Source organism: Aequorivita sp. Q41, assembly GCF_039831855.1.
Taxonomy (GTDB): Bacteria; Bacteroidota; Bacteroidia; order Flavobacteriales; family Flavobacteriaceae; genus Aequorivita.
In genome coordinates this window covers 221,968-235,848 of record NZ_JBDPMS010000001.1, presented here as the reverse complement: position 1 = coordinate 235,848, position 13,881 = coordinate 221,968, and the positions used below count along the sequence as shown (strand labels likewise).

10 protein-coding genes are annotated in these 13,881 nt (G+C 34.8%); all 10 read left to right on the top strand.

The window, feature by feature from the left end:
• Positions 1-3 precede the first annotated feature (3 nt).
• The 10 genes from ABJ955_RS01100 (at position 4) to ABJ955_RS01055 (ending at position 13,854) form a co-directional block, all read left to right on the top strand.
• Positions 4-351 carry a cupin domain-containing protein gene (locus ABJ955_RS01100; RefSeq protein WP_347372759.1) on the top strand — a complete coding sequence of 116 codons (348 nt, stop codon included), beginning with the start codon at positions 4-6 and terminating at the stop codon, positions 349-351.
• Between the two features lie 278 nt (positions 352-629).
• Positions 630-3,809: a TonB-dependent receptor gene (locus ABJ955_RS01095; protein WP_347372758.1), complete on the top strand. Its 3,180-nt coding sequence runs from the start codon at positions 630-632 to the stop codon at positions 3,807-3,809.
• Positions 3,810-3,820: 11 nt separating this feature from the next.
• On the top strand, positions 3,821-5,134 hold the full coding sequence (locus tag ABJ955_RS01090) for a RagB/SusD family nutrient uptake outer membrane protein (RefSeq protein WP_347372757.1): 1,314 nt from the start codon (positions 3,821-3,823) through the stop codon (positions 5,132-5,134).
• Positions 5,135-5,365: 231 nt separating this feature from the next.
• Positions 5,366-6,067 (top strand): FadR/GntR family transcriptional regulator, encoded by a 702-nt coding sequence (locus ABJ955_RS01085; RefSeq protein ID WP_347372756.1) that lies wholly within the window; start codon positions 5,366-5,368, stop codon positions 6,065-6,067.
• A gap of 204 nt (positions 6,068-6,271) precedes the next feature.
• Positions 6,272-7,555 carry an MFS transporter gene (locus tag ABJ955_RS01080; RefSeq protein WP_347372755.1) on the top strand — a complete coding sequence of 428 codons (1,284 nt, stop codon included), beginning with the start codon at positions 6,272-6,274 and terminating at the stop codon, positions 7,553-7,555.
• Positions 7,556-7,585: 30 nt separating this feature from the next.
• On the top strand, positions 7,586-8,350 hold the full coding sequence (locus tag ABJ955_RS01075) for an SDR family NAD(P)-dependent oxidoreductase (protein ID WP_347372754.1): 765 nt from the start codon (positions 7,586-7,588) through the stop codon (positions 8,348-8,350).
• Between the two features lie 110 nt (positions 8,351-8,460).
• Positions 8,461-9,483, top strand: a complete 1,023-nt coding sequence (locus ABJ955_RS01070; RefSeq protein WP_347372753.1) for a sugar kinase — start codon at positions 8,461-8,463, stop codon at positions 9,481-9,483.
• A 10-nt stretch (positions 9,484-9,493) separates the two neighbouring features.
• Positions 9,494-10,162: a bifunctional 4-hydroxy-2-oxoglutarate aldolase/2-dehydro-3-deoxy-phosphogluconate aldolase gene (locus tag ABJ955_RS01065; RefSeq protein ID WP_347372752.1), complete on the top strand. Its 669-nt coding sequence runs from the start codon at positions 9,494-9,496 to the stop codon at positions 10,160-10,162.
• A 106-nt stretch (positions 10,163-10,268) separates the two neighbouring features.
• On the top strand, positions 10,269-11,252 hold the full coding sequence (locus tag ABJ955_RS01060) for a glyceraldehyde 3-phosphate dehydrogenase NAD-binding domain-containing protein (protein ID WP_347372751.1): 984 nt from the start codon (positions 10,269-10,271) through the stop codon (positions 11,250-11,252).
• Positions 11,253-11,340: 88 nt separating this feature from the next.
• The gene (locus tag ABJ955_RS01055) at positions 11,341-13,854 is read left to right on the top strand and encodes a phosphoenolpyruvate carboxylase (RefSeq protein WP_347372750.1); all 2,514 of its coding nucleotides are present in this window, start codon (positions 11,341-11,343) and stop codon (positions 13,852-13,854) included.
• The last annotated feature ends 27 nt before the right edge of the window (positions 13,855-13,881 follow it).

Sequence of the window (13,881 nt, the reverse complement as noted above, 5' to 3'; positions counted from 1 at the left end):
ACTATGAAATCATTTGGATCAAGTAAAGAATTCTTATTGGACAAAAACCAAGAATGGGAAGTTGTTGGTGAAGGTGTAAAAAGAAAAATAATGGGTTATGATGATACGATTATGCTTGTAAAAGTAGAATTTGACAAAGGGGGAATTGGCTATAAGCATGAACACCATCACTCACAAGTAACCTATGTTGAGAGTGGCTCATTTGATTTTTCCATAGGAGATATAACCAAAACAGTAAAAGGAGGAGACTCTGTTTATATTCCCCCACACGTAATGCACGGAGCTATCTGTACGGAGAAAGGCATTTTAATAGATGTCTTTAGTCCAATCCGTGAAGATTTTATGTCGTAATTAAAAAATAAGGGATTTTTTTTTTGTGTATTAGCAAAAGTTTAATATATTTGGTAAACCAGTTTGGTTAACCAGTTCGGTTAACCCACAATAAGCAAAAAAAAAGGACAGGTGCACGCCTATCCTTTTTTACAAATCACTTCTTTGGAGGGAAGTAATATTTCACGTAGTAGCTAACTAAAACATGAGCCGCAAAAATAGTAATTTGTTTATTATAAAGGCTCTATTTTTTTAAGTTCCTATGATTTATCAACAATCTAAAACTTAAACATTTCATTATGAACTTAAAAACGAAGCTAACCATGATTATAATGCTTTTCAGTAGCATTGTAATCTTTGCGCAAGATAACTACACCCTCTCCGGGACTGTAGTTTCAGCAGCCGATCAAATGGGCATTCCCGGAGCCAATGTCATTGTAAACGGAACTTCAACAGGTGCAATAACAGATTTTGATGGCTTGTTTACACTTAATGTCTCAAATGGAGATGTATTATCTATTTCTTATATAGGTTTTGTTACACAAGAGGTAAGGATAACGAATCAAACTACTTTAAATATTGCTTTAGCAGCAGATGAAAATACACTTGATGAAATTGTTGTTGTGGGATACGGAACCCAAAAAAAGAGCCATGTTACAGGTTCGGTTGCTAAAGTAGGAGGAGGCGATCTTGCAGCAATTCAAGCTAGTCGTGTGGATGAGGCATTGGCAGGTAAATTGGCGGGTGTATTAATTCAAAATCAAGATGGATCTCCTGGCGCTGACCCTAAAATACAAGTTAGAGCTGCTTCATCAATTAATGGAAATTCAAATCCACTTATTGTTGTTGATGGTTATCCTATTTCTGGAAGTTTGGCAACTGTTAACCCAAACGATATTCAAAGTGTAGAGGTGCTAAAGGATGCCGCTTCAGCAGCTATTTATGGTTCTAGGGGTGCCAATGGTGTTATTTTGGTTACAACAAAAAAAGGAACCCAAGGTACGTCTAGTTTTAGCTATAATACGTACGCAAGCATATCGAGTAAATATAAACGCGATAGAATAAATATGACAGCAGGAGAATGGGGAGATGCATTGGAAACTGGTATAGCAAATGGTAGGTTTGATGTTTCTGATTTAGACCCAAAAATGGTAAGTTATAAGATAAATGCTTATAAAAATACACCAGATGTTTTGGCGGTGGAAGATTGGCTTTATGGAAATGGGTATAGTACAAATCATGACTTTAGCTATAGCGGAGGTACCGAAAATGCAAATTATTTTGCTTCATTGGGATATCAAAACACAGAAGGTATAGTAAGGACTGAAGGTTATGAAAGGTTTAATGCGCGTTTAAATATTGATGCTAAACTAGGAGAAAGATTCAAAACAGGATTAAGTTTTAATGGGTTTTCAGCCGATAGGGATATCGCAGGACATGATCAGCGAGATCTTCTAAGAGCATACAATATTAGTCCTATTTACCATACAGCAGCGTCTATTGCATTCGTTCAAGCATTAGATCAACAAGCACAGGCATTAGGTCTTGATCCTTTTGACAACGGTTATAGAGGAGGGGATGCACCTTTTAATAGTAGTATCTACACATTACAACCTGGCGATACAGCGCAAGACTGGCATTACGGAAGAAGCGGGAATGGTATAGGCGGTACTGGTGATGCGGGCCCTGCAACCAAGCTTGACAATACGGACAGGTATCAAAAAACGTATTTCGCAAACGTAACTACCTTTTTACAATATAAAATCATAGAAGGGTTAACTATTAAAGCGGTGTTAGGAGCAGATATTAGAGACACCAAAGACTATTTCTATAGAGGGCTTGAGTTTGATTCCCAAGCACGTAGTAATCAAACTGCATTAGATGAAACCACTGTGCAACAAACTTCAACATTAAGTGAAACTACTTTGAATTATACTAAAGAAATAGGTAAACACTCCATATCTGCAGTAGCTGGAATTGAATTTCAAAAGATATATTTCAAAGGTACCGCTTTGGCAGGTACAAATGTACCGTATAGCGATATTGTAAATTTTAACCTCTTAAAGCCAGAAGATATCATTGTAAGGGAAAGAGATGAGACTATTAATAGATGGAGCCTTTTTGGAAGAATTAGCTATGCCTTTGACAATCGTTATTTGCTATCAGCTTCACTGAGAAGAGATGGTGATTCTCGTTTTGGAGCTAATAAAAGATACGCAACTTTCCCGGCCATTTCATTAGGATGGAATGTACACAAAGAATCTTTTTACGACTTTGACGTCTTGAGCACCTTAAAACCAAGGTTTAGTTATGGGGCATTAGGATCTACTTCAGATTTGGGGGCATACAATTCATTGAGTCTTTTGAATCCTCAACCCACGATTTTAGGTACAGGATTTCTAATCCCTGATGATATAGCAAACTCAGATTTAACTTGGCAAACCAATACAGAGACTAATTATGGAATTGATTTAGGTTTTATAAAGAATAGGTTTAAGCTAAGTGCAGATTATTACACATCTGATATTGAAGACATCTTAATTAATCAAAGTGTATCTGAAGTTTTTGGCACCCCTTCAATAAGACTTAATTCTGGAGATGTAAGAAGTTCTGGTTTAGAAGTTGAGCTTGCTGCAGCTATATTGAGAAAAGAAAATTTCACTTGGGATTTTGGGGCTAACCTATCTACAGTGAAAACAGAAATTACGGATTTAGGTGGTCTGGATGAATTGCCTCAAGTAATTTACGGACAGAGTGGTAGAGGCCCCGTGTATAGAAATTATGTAGGTGGAGAAATTGGTGAAATGTGGGGATTAGAAACCATTAGAATGGTTGAAGATGAATACATAGAAGATCCTACTAGAGCCATTGGCATCAATAGTTCAGCGTATTATGTTGTAGATCAAAACGGGGATGGTATAATTGATAAGACAAAAACAGTTGAAGAGGGTGGTGATTTAGTGAAGATAGGACAAAATACACCAGATTTTTACTATGGTTTCAATAGTACAATAAAATATAATGCCTTCGATATGTCATTCCAATTTCAAGGAGCCTATGGGGGTGATGTTTGGAATGTTGATCCTATTTACTATAATTCAGAATTTGGCGGAAGACTAAGAGACAGTTTTGATCTCAATAATGATGGTATTGCAGACCATAATGGAGAACACTATTTAGATTCAAATAATCAACTTGATGCGCAGCTACAAGATGCGTCCTATTTAGCTTTAAGAAACTTAACAATAGGGTATAGCCTTAATCCAGAATTGACCGGTAAAGTTGGAATTAGTTCGGCGAGGGTATATGTTGCGGCCACTAATTTGTTGTATTTCTGGGGTGATGATTATACTTCCTATAACCCAGAGGGTGTAAACACTTCGCAAAGTGATTATTTAGGACCTACTACCTATGGTACTCAGATAGGCGCAAGTCCAATAGTTCGAAGCTATACGTTTGGTTTAAGTGTTAATTTTTAAATTAAGAAAAAATGAAAAATATATATCTATTATTTCTAGGATCATTGTTGTTAAACATATCGTGTAGCACTGATTTGGATGAAGTTCCGCCAAACATTGCCAGTTCAGATTCTTTGACAGATTTTGAGGGAGTTTTGAATGCGGCATATTACTATCAGCTAGGAGCTGTTACACCAATGGCAATAATGGGTGACTTTAGGGCAGATAATGCTTTAATGTTGGAATCTCCATATACTGAATTTGATGAATACGATCCAGGTTTAACGGCAATGGAAGATCAATTTTTTGGTCCCTTTTATACTGCTTTATACAGATCGATATTAAGCGCGAACAACGTAATTGAAAATTCAGAAGATCCTACTCAAATTGGTGAAGCTAAATTTCTAAGAGGTCTGTCTTATTTTAAACTAGTGCAGGCGTTTGGCGATGTTACGGTGATTCTAACTTCACCGGATATTGGCGATATCCCTACGTTTGATTTAACAAGAAAACCGATGACGGAAGTTTATAACAACGTGATCGTTCCAGATTTGCAAGCTGCAATAAGTGCATTGGGTGTTACAAATGTAAATGGGAGGGCATCAAAACTAGCAGCACAAAGCTTATTGGGTAAAGTGTATGTGCATATGGGTAATTTTGCTAGCGCAGAACCACATTTAGCTGCTGCTGTAAATGGTGCTGCTGCTGGCGGGATTAGTTTACAGGCAAACTATGCAGACATTTTTGTTACTGATTTGAATTCAGAAATTATTTTTGCTAATCAAGTATCTAGTTCTGTAGAAGATGAATATGGCTTTTCTGATTTTTGGTCTTGGTTTTTAGGTAATGACACGAAATCTCCTAAGCCATTAGACTCTCGTTTAATATCTGCTTTTGATGCAAGTCCTGGAGATTTACGAAGAGCCATAAATATGGATGACGTAGCTTTAAATTCTCCAAAATATCCTCAAGTCGGTGGCCCTGAACACGATTGGATAGAAATAAGGTTGGCAGATGTTATCCTTTTGTATGCAGAAACATTAAATGAAAATGGTGTTCCCGCAACTACAGTACTTCCTTTATTAGACGCTATTAGAGAAAGAGCAGGCTTAGATAAATTAGATCCCAATACTATTAACACTCAAGCTTTAGTAAGACAGGCTATTTATAATGAAAGAAGATTAGAGTTGGCTTTTGAAGGCCATAGATGGTTTGATTTGGTAAGAACAGGAACTGTAGAAACCGAAATGGGAGAAACTGTAAATTCTAATTATTATTTTTTTCCAATTCCAATTTCAGAAATTCTTGCGAGTGATGGGGTAATTACTCAAAATCCAGGATATTAAAATTTTGTGATTAATTGCCACCATTAGTTGAAGCTCAAATGTTTTAAAAAGAGAATACTGAAAAAATTCAGGAGTTTCCAATTAATAATTGTTTAATTAGCTATTAAATTTTCTAAAAATTGAAAACCAAGATTCGCAAAATAAGTAATAGATTAATAATACTGTATTTTAAAAGTTTTATATAACTTTAAAAACATTTACGTGGTTAACCAATTATTGAAATAAAAAATTATGAACGTTGAAATTCAAAATTTAGCAGATAACCCTACGGTACAGAAAAAGGTTATCGATAAGATTAGAAACCTTATCAATTACAAAAATCTAGAACCTGGAGATAAATTGCCTTCAGAGCGTATGCTTTCAGATAAATTTGAAGTTAAAAGAAGTACCATCCGTGCTGCTATTCAAAAATTGGAGTTTTACGGATTATTAAAGTCAATTCCACAAAGTGGAACTTTCGTTGCAAACATAGGTGTTGTTGCATTGAACGGGATGATAGATGAAATTTTACGGCTAGAAGCACCTGATTTTAAATCATTAGTTGAAACGAGAATTCTTTTAGAGTTAAAAACTGCAAGATTAGCGGCATTGAGGAGGACTGAAGAAGACCTTGTTAGTATGAAGAATTCTTGGGAAGCCTATGCGGCGAAAGTTGTAAAGGGTGAAGATGCAGTTCAGGAAGATTTGCTTTTCCATTTGGCAATAGCAAAAGCCAGTGGCAATAGTACCATGAACACATTTATGTTAACTATCACCCCTGAAATTATTACAAATTTTGGAAAATATCATGTTTGCGATAAGGAATTAGCAATTTTAGGAATTGAAGAGCATCGCCTTATTTATGAAGCCATAAAGGATAAAAACCCGCAATTGGCCAAACAAAAAATGAAGGAACATTTTAAGGAACTATATAAATATTGTTACAATATATAATTACAAGGTTAGATAATTAAGTTGCACGCTTTTTTCTAATCATAAAAAATCGGAGGGAGGGTTAATATAGATGTAGTAGATGCAAATTTCTACACAAGCTTCTAATTGCCTATACTTTATAGCACAAGTAAACTTTATTAATTGTTTATTAGTCTTATAAATTTCTCAATTATAATAATTTAGAGAGGCAAATTAAATAAAAACATGAAAATAAAAGGACTTAGATGGTGGATTATTAGTTTAATCTTTATTGCAACCATATTAAATTACATAGATAGGACAGCTTTTGCTTTATTATGGCCAGAAATGGGGAAGGATTTAGGAATGGATAAATCTGACTACGCATTAATGCTGAATATCTTTATGATAACTTATGCTGCAAGTAAATTTTTATCCGGCAGATTATACGATCAAATTGGAACCAGAATAGGTTTTGTGGTATCTATTGTAGTATGGTCTGCTGCATCTGCATTTCATGCATTGGCAAGAGGCGTAATTACATTATCAATATTCCGGGGATTGCTTGGGCTTGGGGAAGCAGGACTGTGGCCTGGCGCAGTGAAAAGTAATGGAGAGTGGTTTCCTGTAAAACAAAGAGCTTTGGCGCAGGGCATATTTAATGCGGGTGCTTCTATAGGTAATGTTATAGCGCCTGTTGTAATAGTTTATTTGTATGCGCAATTTGGTTGGAAATCTACCTATATAATATTAGGGGTTATAGGGTTACTTTGGATAATACCTTGGCTTATTATTAATAAATCTAAACCAAAGAAACATCCTTGGATTACAGAAGAAGAAAGAAATTTATTATTAAATGACCGTATTAAAAATAATGATATTGAAGTTGAAGGAGCAAAAAGTTTAAGCGTAAAAAAGGTATTGAGTTATAAGCAATCATGGGGAGTTCTATTGTGTAGATTTTTCATTGAGCCTATTTGGTGGTTTTTTGCTGGTTGGATGCCAATATATTTACACAACAAATTTGGTTTAGGCATTGAAGAAATAGGAAAGACTATGTGGGTTTCTTATTTAATGGCTGCTGCTGGCGGAATATTAGGAGGCTTTTTTACTGCAGAAATTATAAAACGCTTTTCAGTAGATGCAGGAAGAAAAGCTAGTATAGTTATAGGAAGCCTTTTGATTGTAGTTGGTTTTGTGTCAATTATACTATTTGTAAATAATTCTAACTACATGACATTTATTTATCTAGCAGGAATAGCTCTTTTTGGATTTCAATTTGCAATAGGTAATATTCAAACCTTGTCAAGCGATTTATTTAAAGGACCATCGGTAGGAACACTAGCTGGATTAGCAGGAACAATAGCTGCATTCTCCCCTATAATAATGAATTGGTTTATTGGTAGAATAACAACTGGAGGGTCATATACCTCTGCATTTATAGCTATTACTGTGTCTGTGGTACTCGCTGTGTTAGCTATTTTTATTTTAATTAGAAAAATAAAAATTGTAGAGCATAAAGAAAATTAAAATTATAAAACACGATTAAAAAAAATAATTATGAATAAAACGGGAAAAAAAGTAGCAATAATAACTGGAGCAACAGGAGGTATTGGTTTTGAAGTTGCGAAGAGATTAGGAAAAGATGGATACACTGTAATTTTAAACGGTATTAACAACGAAGCTGGTGCAAAAAGAGTAGAAGAGCTTAAAGCTGAAGAAATTTCAGCTGAATACTATGGCTTTGATGTTACAAATGAAGAACAAGTGACAACTAACATAAAAGAAATAGGAGAAAAATATGGAAGAATAGATGTGCTAGTTAACAATGCTGGAGGATTAGGTGGAAGATCTAGATTTGAGGATATGACGACTGAATTTTATAGAAATGTAATGGCACTAAATCTTGATTCAGTGTTTTTTGCTTCAAGAACTGCAATTCCCTTTCTTAAAAAAGGAGAACATCCTTCTATAATTAATTATACTTCAAATGCAGCATGGACTGCAGGAGGTCCAGGAGCTGGAGTTTACGGGACATCCAAAGCAGGTGTTCATACTATAACTAGAGCTTTAGCAAAGGATTTAGCAGAATATGGGATTAGAGTAAATGCAGTTTCACCCGGTACCATTGATACCCCATTTCACGCGCAAATAAAAGAAACCAAACCAGAGGTTTTTGCTTCATGGGCAAATAGTATAATGCTGGGACGTTTAGGTCAACCCGAAGACGTAGCTTCAGTAGTTTCATTTTTAGCGAGTACGGATGCAAGTTTTATAACAGCTGAAACTATTCAAGTGGGGGGCGGACAAGCCCTCGGAATTTAAAAATTATATTTTAAAGTTTAAATAGTTATAGATATAAGGTCTTTAATTCACTAAGGACAATAACCTATTTGGCTTCTTAAAAAGTGAATAATAGTACTAAAATTCAAAAAATGAATAAAGTTGTCACCTTTGGCGAAATAATGTTAAGACTTTCTACAGAGCGTCATTTAAGGTTTTCCCAAGCCAAAACTTTTGCCGCCTCATATGGAGGAGGTGAGTTTAATGTAGCTGTATCCCTTGCAAATTATGGCATTCCTGTAGAATTCGTAACGAGGTTACCGAATAACGAAATCGGAGCCTGTGCCTTAAAAGAGATGCGTAAATTTAACGTTGAATCTAAAAACGTTATTTATGGCGGAGATCGGCTTGGAATCTATTATTTTGAAACAGGAGCAGGAACTCGTAGTAGTAATGTTGTATATGATAGAGCAAACAGCTCGATGGCAACGATACAAAAAGGGTCTATAGACTGGAAATCTGTTTTAAAAGACGTTAATTGGTTTCACTGGAGTGGAATTACTCCTGCAATTTCAGAAACTGCAGCAGAAGAGTGTTTAGAAGCATTGAAAGTTGCACACAAACTAGGGATTACAATTTCTTCCGATTTAAATTATAGATATAAATTATGGCAATACGGTAAGGAGCCAAATCAAGTAATGCCAGAGCTTTTAAAATATAGCAATATTATTTTAGGAGATATTGACACGGCCTTTTTTATGTTAGGGAAAGATAAAGTTAACCCTAACTATCAAAATGAAACGTCATTGCCAATTTTATACGATCAACTTTTTAAGTTGTGTCCTAATCTGAAAATTGTGGCTACAACATTGCGATATTCCGTAAGTGCTTCACATCAACGGATTGGAGGTGTCTTATACGATCGCAAAACCTTATATAGTGCAGATGTAAAGGAAGTAACCCCTGTTGTGGACAGGGTTGGTAGTGGTGATGCATTTATGAGTGGATTAATTTATGGAATATTAAATGATAAAAATGACAAGCAAAAAGCTTTAAATATTGCTGTTGCAGCTTGTTGTTTAAAACACACAATTTCTGGTGATTACAATTTGATTACGCTCAATGAAATTGAAAAATTATTAAGTGGAGACACATTTGGTGAAGTCTCAAGATAAACTAAAAAGAATGGCAAAATACTCAAGAATTGAAGTCGTAAACACTATGAATAAAACAGGGTTAGTCCCCTTGTTTTATAACAGTGATATTTCCAATTGTAAAAAAATATTAGAGACTCTATATGCTAGCGGAGCACGATTATTGGAATTTACAGCCCGAGGTGATTTTGCGGAAGAAGTTTTTAGCGAATTAAACAAATACGCGATTTCGAAATTACCAGATATGATTTTAGGAGTTGGTTCTATAACAGATGCAGCATCTGCATCAAGATATATGTCTTTAGGAGCCAGTTTTATTATAACCCCCGTTTTAAGAGAAGATGTTGCATTGGTTTGTAATCGAAGGAAAGTGCTATGGTCACCAGGCTGTGGATCGTTAAGCGAAATTGCAAAAGCCGAAGAACTTGGTTGTGAAATTGTAAAATTATTCCCGGGAGGTATCTATGGACCTGATTTTGTAAAAGCAATAAAAGGACCCTGTCAATGGACAAGTATTATGCCTACCGGTGGTGTTTCACCAACGAAAGAAAATTTAACAGCATGGTTTAGTGCAGGTGTAAGCTGTGTTGGCATGGGGTCAAAACTGATTGTAAAAGATGCGGATGGTAATTACGACTTGCAACGTATTGAAGAGCTTACTAAATTCTCCCTAAAAATAATTTCAGAATTAAAAGAATAAATTTTAGAATTCCCAATCGTTAAATTTTTAAATATCTAATAGATGTTTTGTTTTTCAAAACATTATTTCAACGAGTCATGTAAAAAAAATGAAAAAAATGAAAAAAATGAAAAAAATTGCAATTAACGGTTTTGGTAGAATAGGTAGAGCAGCATTTAAAGTAATCGCAGATAATCCAGCTTTAAAAGTGGTTGGTATAAATGATTTAATGAGTATTGAAAATGCAGCATATACTTTAAAATATGACAGTATCTATGGTACGTATGATAAAACCATCACTCACGATGCCGATACCCTTATTATTGATGGAGTTAAAATAAAATACACTTCAATCAAAGATCCTGAGTCATTGCCTTGGGCCGAGTTGGAAATTGATGTTACTATAGAAAGTACAGGATTTTTTACTAATATGGCAGGGGCGCAAAAACACATACAAGCGGGATCTAAATTTGTTATTATTTCAGGTCCTACAAAAGACACGCCTATGATTGTTCACGGAGTAAATAACAGCAAAGAAAAAATGACCGTCTTTTCTTGTGCCAGTTGTACTACGAATAATACCAGTCCTATTATGGAGATTTTAGGTCGCCGCGTGGGTATTAAAAAAGCAATTTTGAATACCATTCACGCCTACACTACTTCACAATCACTTGTGGATGGACCTTCCAATAGAGATTTTAGAATGGGAAGGGCAGGGGCTATGAATCTTTCGCCATCCTCAACTGGAGCAGCTATTGCTACTACCAAAGCATTACCCCAATACGAAGGGAAATTCGACGGAGTTGCCGTTAGGGTTCCTGTACCTGTGGGTTCAATTTCAGATATCACTATTGTAACAGAACGGCCAACTTCAATAGCAGAAATAAATGCAATACTTACGGAAGAGTCAAAAACGCAAAGGTATCATGAAGTTGTTGCAGTTACTTCAGAGCCGCTAGTGTCTAGTGATATTATAAAGAGCACATTTGCGGCAACAGTCGATTTAGAAATGACCAGAGTGGTTGATGGAGATCTGGTAAAAGTAATGGCCTGGTATGATAATGAATGGGGCTTTACCAATCAGATGATTCGCTTGGTTCAAGAAATTTAATTTTCCATTTCCTTCACCTTTTATATTGAGCATACTCTGAAAAACGAAAATTTCAGACGAGGCAAAAATCAATTAAAAAAACTTTTTTATGAATTTTAATTTGAGAAAACAGTTCCAAATTTATAATGCACTTTTCCTAAATCTAAGTTATGAAGGTGCAAACCAAATTGGGGATTTAATACCAATATTGGAAAAATCAGCAAAAATTCATTTAGAAAGTGGGAAGGATCCGATTACAATAGTCGATCAGTTTTATGAGGATTATAAAAATTTAATTGCTGTTGACAAGTTCGATTTTATGTTTAAAGTCATACAATATGTGGAACGGCAAATTGTATTGTTTGACAGTATTGAAGATTGCATTTCCCCTTATGAATTGGAAGATCAAGACTCTGTCTTAGTAGCTACACTGGTTAAAAAGTGCAATACGGATGAGGAATTCCAAAAGTTGATACAAAAACTTAATGATATTTCTGTAAGAATAGTGCTAACTGCTCATCCTACCCAATTTTACAGACCCCCTGTTTTAGATATAATTGTAAAATTGAGAAAACAAATAAAAAACAATAATATTGAAAAAGTAGATTCTTTGCTCCATCAATTGGGACTTACAAGCCTTATCAACACTAGTTCTCCAACTCCTTTCGAAGAAGCTAAAAGTATCATTCACATTTGTAGGTATGAATATTACGAAGCCATTGGTGGACTTATGTATAAGCTAAGCTCTAAATATCAGGGACTTGATAATTATGATTTGGTTATGCTTGGTTTTTGGCCCTGTGGTGATAGGGATGGAAATCCAAATATTTCACATAAACATACCAAGCAAGTGGTGGATGAATTGAGAATATCATTGATGAAATGTTACTACCATGATGTAAAGTCGCTTGCGTCCATGCTTACTTTCAGGGAGATAGAAAACGAACTGTCCGAAATACTAGGGTCCCTATACAAGGCAATGTTTAATCCAGAGGAAATTGTAGACTACAAGATACTCTTAAATACTTTTGAAAAGATACGGGTCATTCTTATTGCTAAATACGAGGGACTCTATCTCGATGAACTTCAAAAAATAATCACAAAAGTAAAAGTCTTTAAAAATCACTTTGCTTCCTTGGATATCAGGCAAGACAGCAGTGTGCATACAGCATGTATAAGACAAATTTTAATTGCAAATGGCCTAATCAATAATTCTATAGAAGAACTGGAAGAAAAAGAGTTGATTGGTTTACTCACCAAAGAGTTTGTAGAAATACCGGATTACAGCAGGTTTGATGGGGTAATTCTGGATACGCTACTTAATATAAAGCAATTGCCAGATTTGCAAAAACTAAATGGTGAATTAGGCTGCCACAGATATATTGTTAGCAACTCAGAAGATTTGTTTGCCATATTGAATATTTATGGACTGTTTAGGTGGATTCATAAAACAGAAAAAATTAAGTTTGATTTTGTTCCTCTTTTTGAAACAATGAAAGGGATGGCTGGAAGTGAAGCAGTGATGCAAGAGCTATATGAATTAAAACCTTACCTCGATCATTTAAAATCTAGAAGCAAGAAACAGACTGTTATGTTAGGTTTTTCTGATGGCACTAAAGATGGAGGTTATTTAAAAGCGAATTGGTCAATTTATAAGTGTAATCAAAAACTATCTATTTTGACCAAAAAATACAATTTAAGAGTAGCTTTCTTTGACGGTAGAGGTGGGCCACCAGCCCGTGGTGGTGGGAAGACTTTTAACTTTTATGCTGCTCGAAGCCCTGAAATGGCCAACAATGATATTCAATTAACTATTCAAGGGCAAACCATTACGAGCACCTACGGCACATCTGATAAATTTTCATTTAACGCAGAACAAATGATTTCATCTGGTTTAAGCAGTCTCAATAAGGATGAAAAAACACGAATTTCAGAAAAGAATTATGCCTTATTTGAAGAATTAAGTGAATTGAGTTATGATAAATATCTTAAATTGAAACAGCATCCTAAGTTTTTAGACTACTTAGAAAGTATGACTACTTTAAAATTTTATGATAAAACAAAAATAGGTAGTCGTCCCGGAAAAAGAAATCAGTTCAATAAGCTTACGCTTAATGATTTAAGAGCAATTTCATATGTAGGTTCTTGGTCTCAGTTAAAACAAAACGTTCCTGGATATTTTGGTGTTGGCACAGCATTTAAAAAAATAATTGAAGAAGGAAGAATTAATGAACTTCAAAATTTATATTCAGAAGTCCCTTTATTTAAGACCTTAATTGATAATTGCATGATGTCTCTTACAAAATGTTTTTTTGATTTGACACGCTATATGCAATCAAACAAAGAATATGGAGCGTTTTGGCAACTGCTTTATAATGAATACTCGCTAAGTATCGAGACGATTTTAAAAATTACAAAATTGACTGTTTTAATGGAAACAGAGTCAAGGTCTAAAACGTCAATTGAGATTAGGGAAGAAATTGTGAGACCATTGTTATTAATTCAACAATACGCCTTACAAATGTTAAACTTGGATGTAGATACTGATAATAATCAAATTTATGAAAAACTGGTCGTAAGGTCTTTGTATGGAAATATTAATGCAAGTCGCAATTCAGCTTAAAATTCAGGGTCTCAGTTAACCCTTTTA

Excerpts from the sequence above, each read along its gene's own strand:
- ABJ955_RS01100 (WP_347372759.1), top strand. The coding sequence starts at position 4 with ATGAAATCATTTGGATCAAGTAAAGAATTCTTATTGGACAAAAACCAA.
- ABJ955_RS01095 (WP_347372758.1), top strand. The coding sequence starts at position 630 with ATGAACTTAAAAACGAAGCTAACCATGATTATAATGCTTTTCAGTAGC.
- ABJ955_RS01090 (WP_347372757.1), top strand. The coding sequence starts at position 3,821 with ATGAAAAATATATATCTATTATTTCTAGGATCATTGTTGTTAAACATA.
- ABJ955_RS01085 (WP_347372756.1), top strand. The coding sequence starts at position 5,366 with ATGAACGTTGAAATTCAAAATTTAGCAGATAACCCTACGGTACAGAAA.
- ABJ955_RS01080 (WP_347372755.1), top strand. The coding sequence starts at position 6,272 with ATGAAAATAAAAGGACTTAGATGGTGGATTATTAGTTTAATCTTTATT.
- ABJ955_RS01075 (WP_347372754.1), top strand. The coding sequence starts at position 7,586 with ATGAATAAAACGGGAAAAAAAGTAGCAATAATAACTGGAGCAACAGGA.
- ABJ955_RS01070 (WP_347372753.1), top strand. The coding sequence starts at position 8,461 with ATGAATAAAGTTGTCACCTTTGGCGAAATAATGTTAAGACTTTCTACA.
- ABJ955_RS01065 (WP_347372752.1), top strand. The coding sequence starts at position 9,494 with ATGGCAAAATACTCAAGAATTGAAGTCGTAAACACTATGAATAAAACA.
- ABJ955_RS01060 (WP_347372751.1), top strand. The coding sequence starts at position 10,269 with ATGAAAAAAATTGCAATTAACGGTTTTGGTAGAATAGGTAGAGCAGCA.
- ABJ955_RS01055 (WP_347372750.1), top strand. The coding sequence starts at position 11,341 with ATGAATTTTAATTTGAGAAAACAGTTCCAAATTTATAATGCACTTTTC.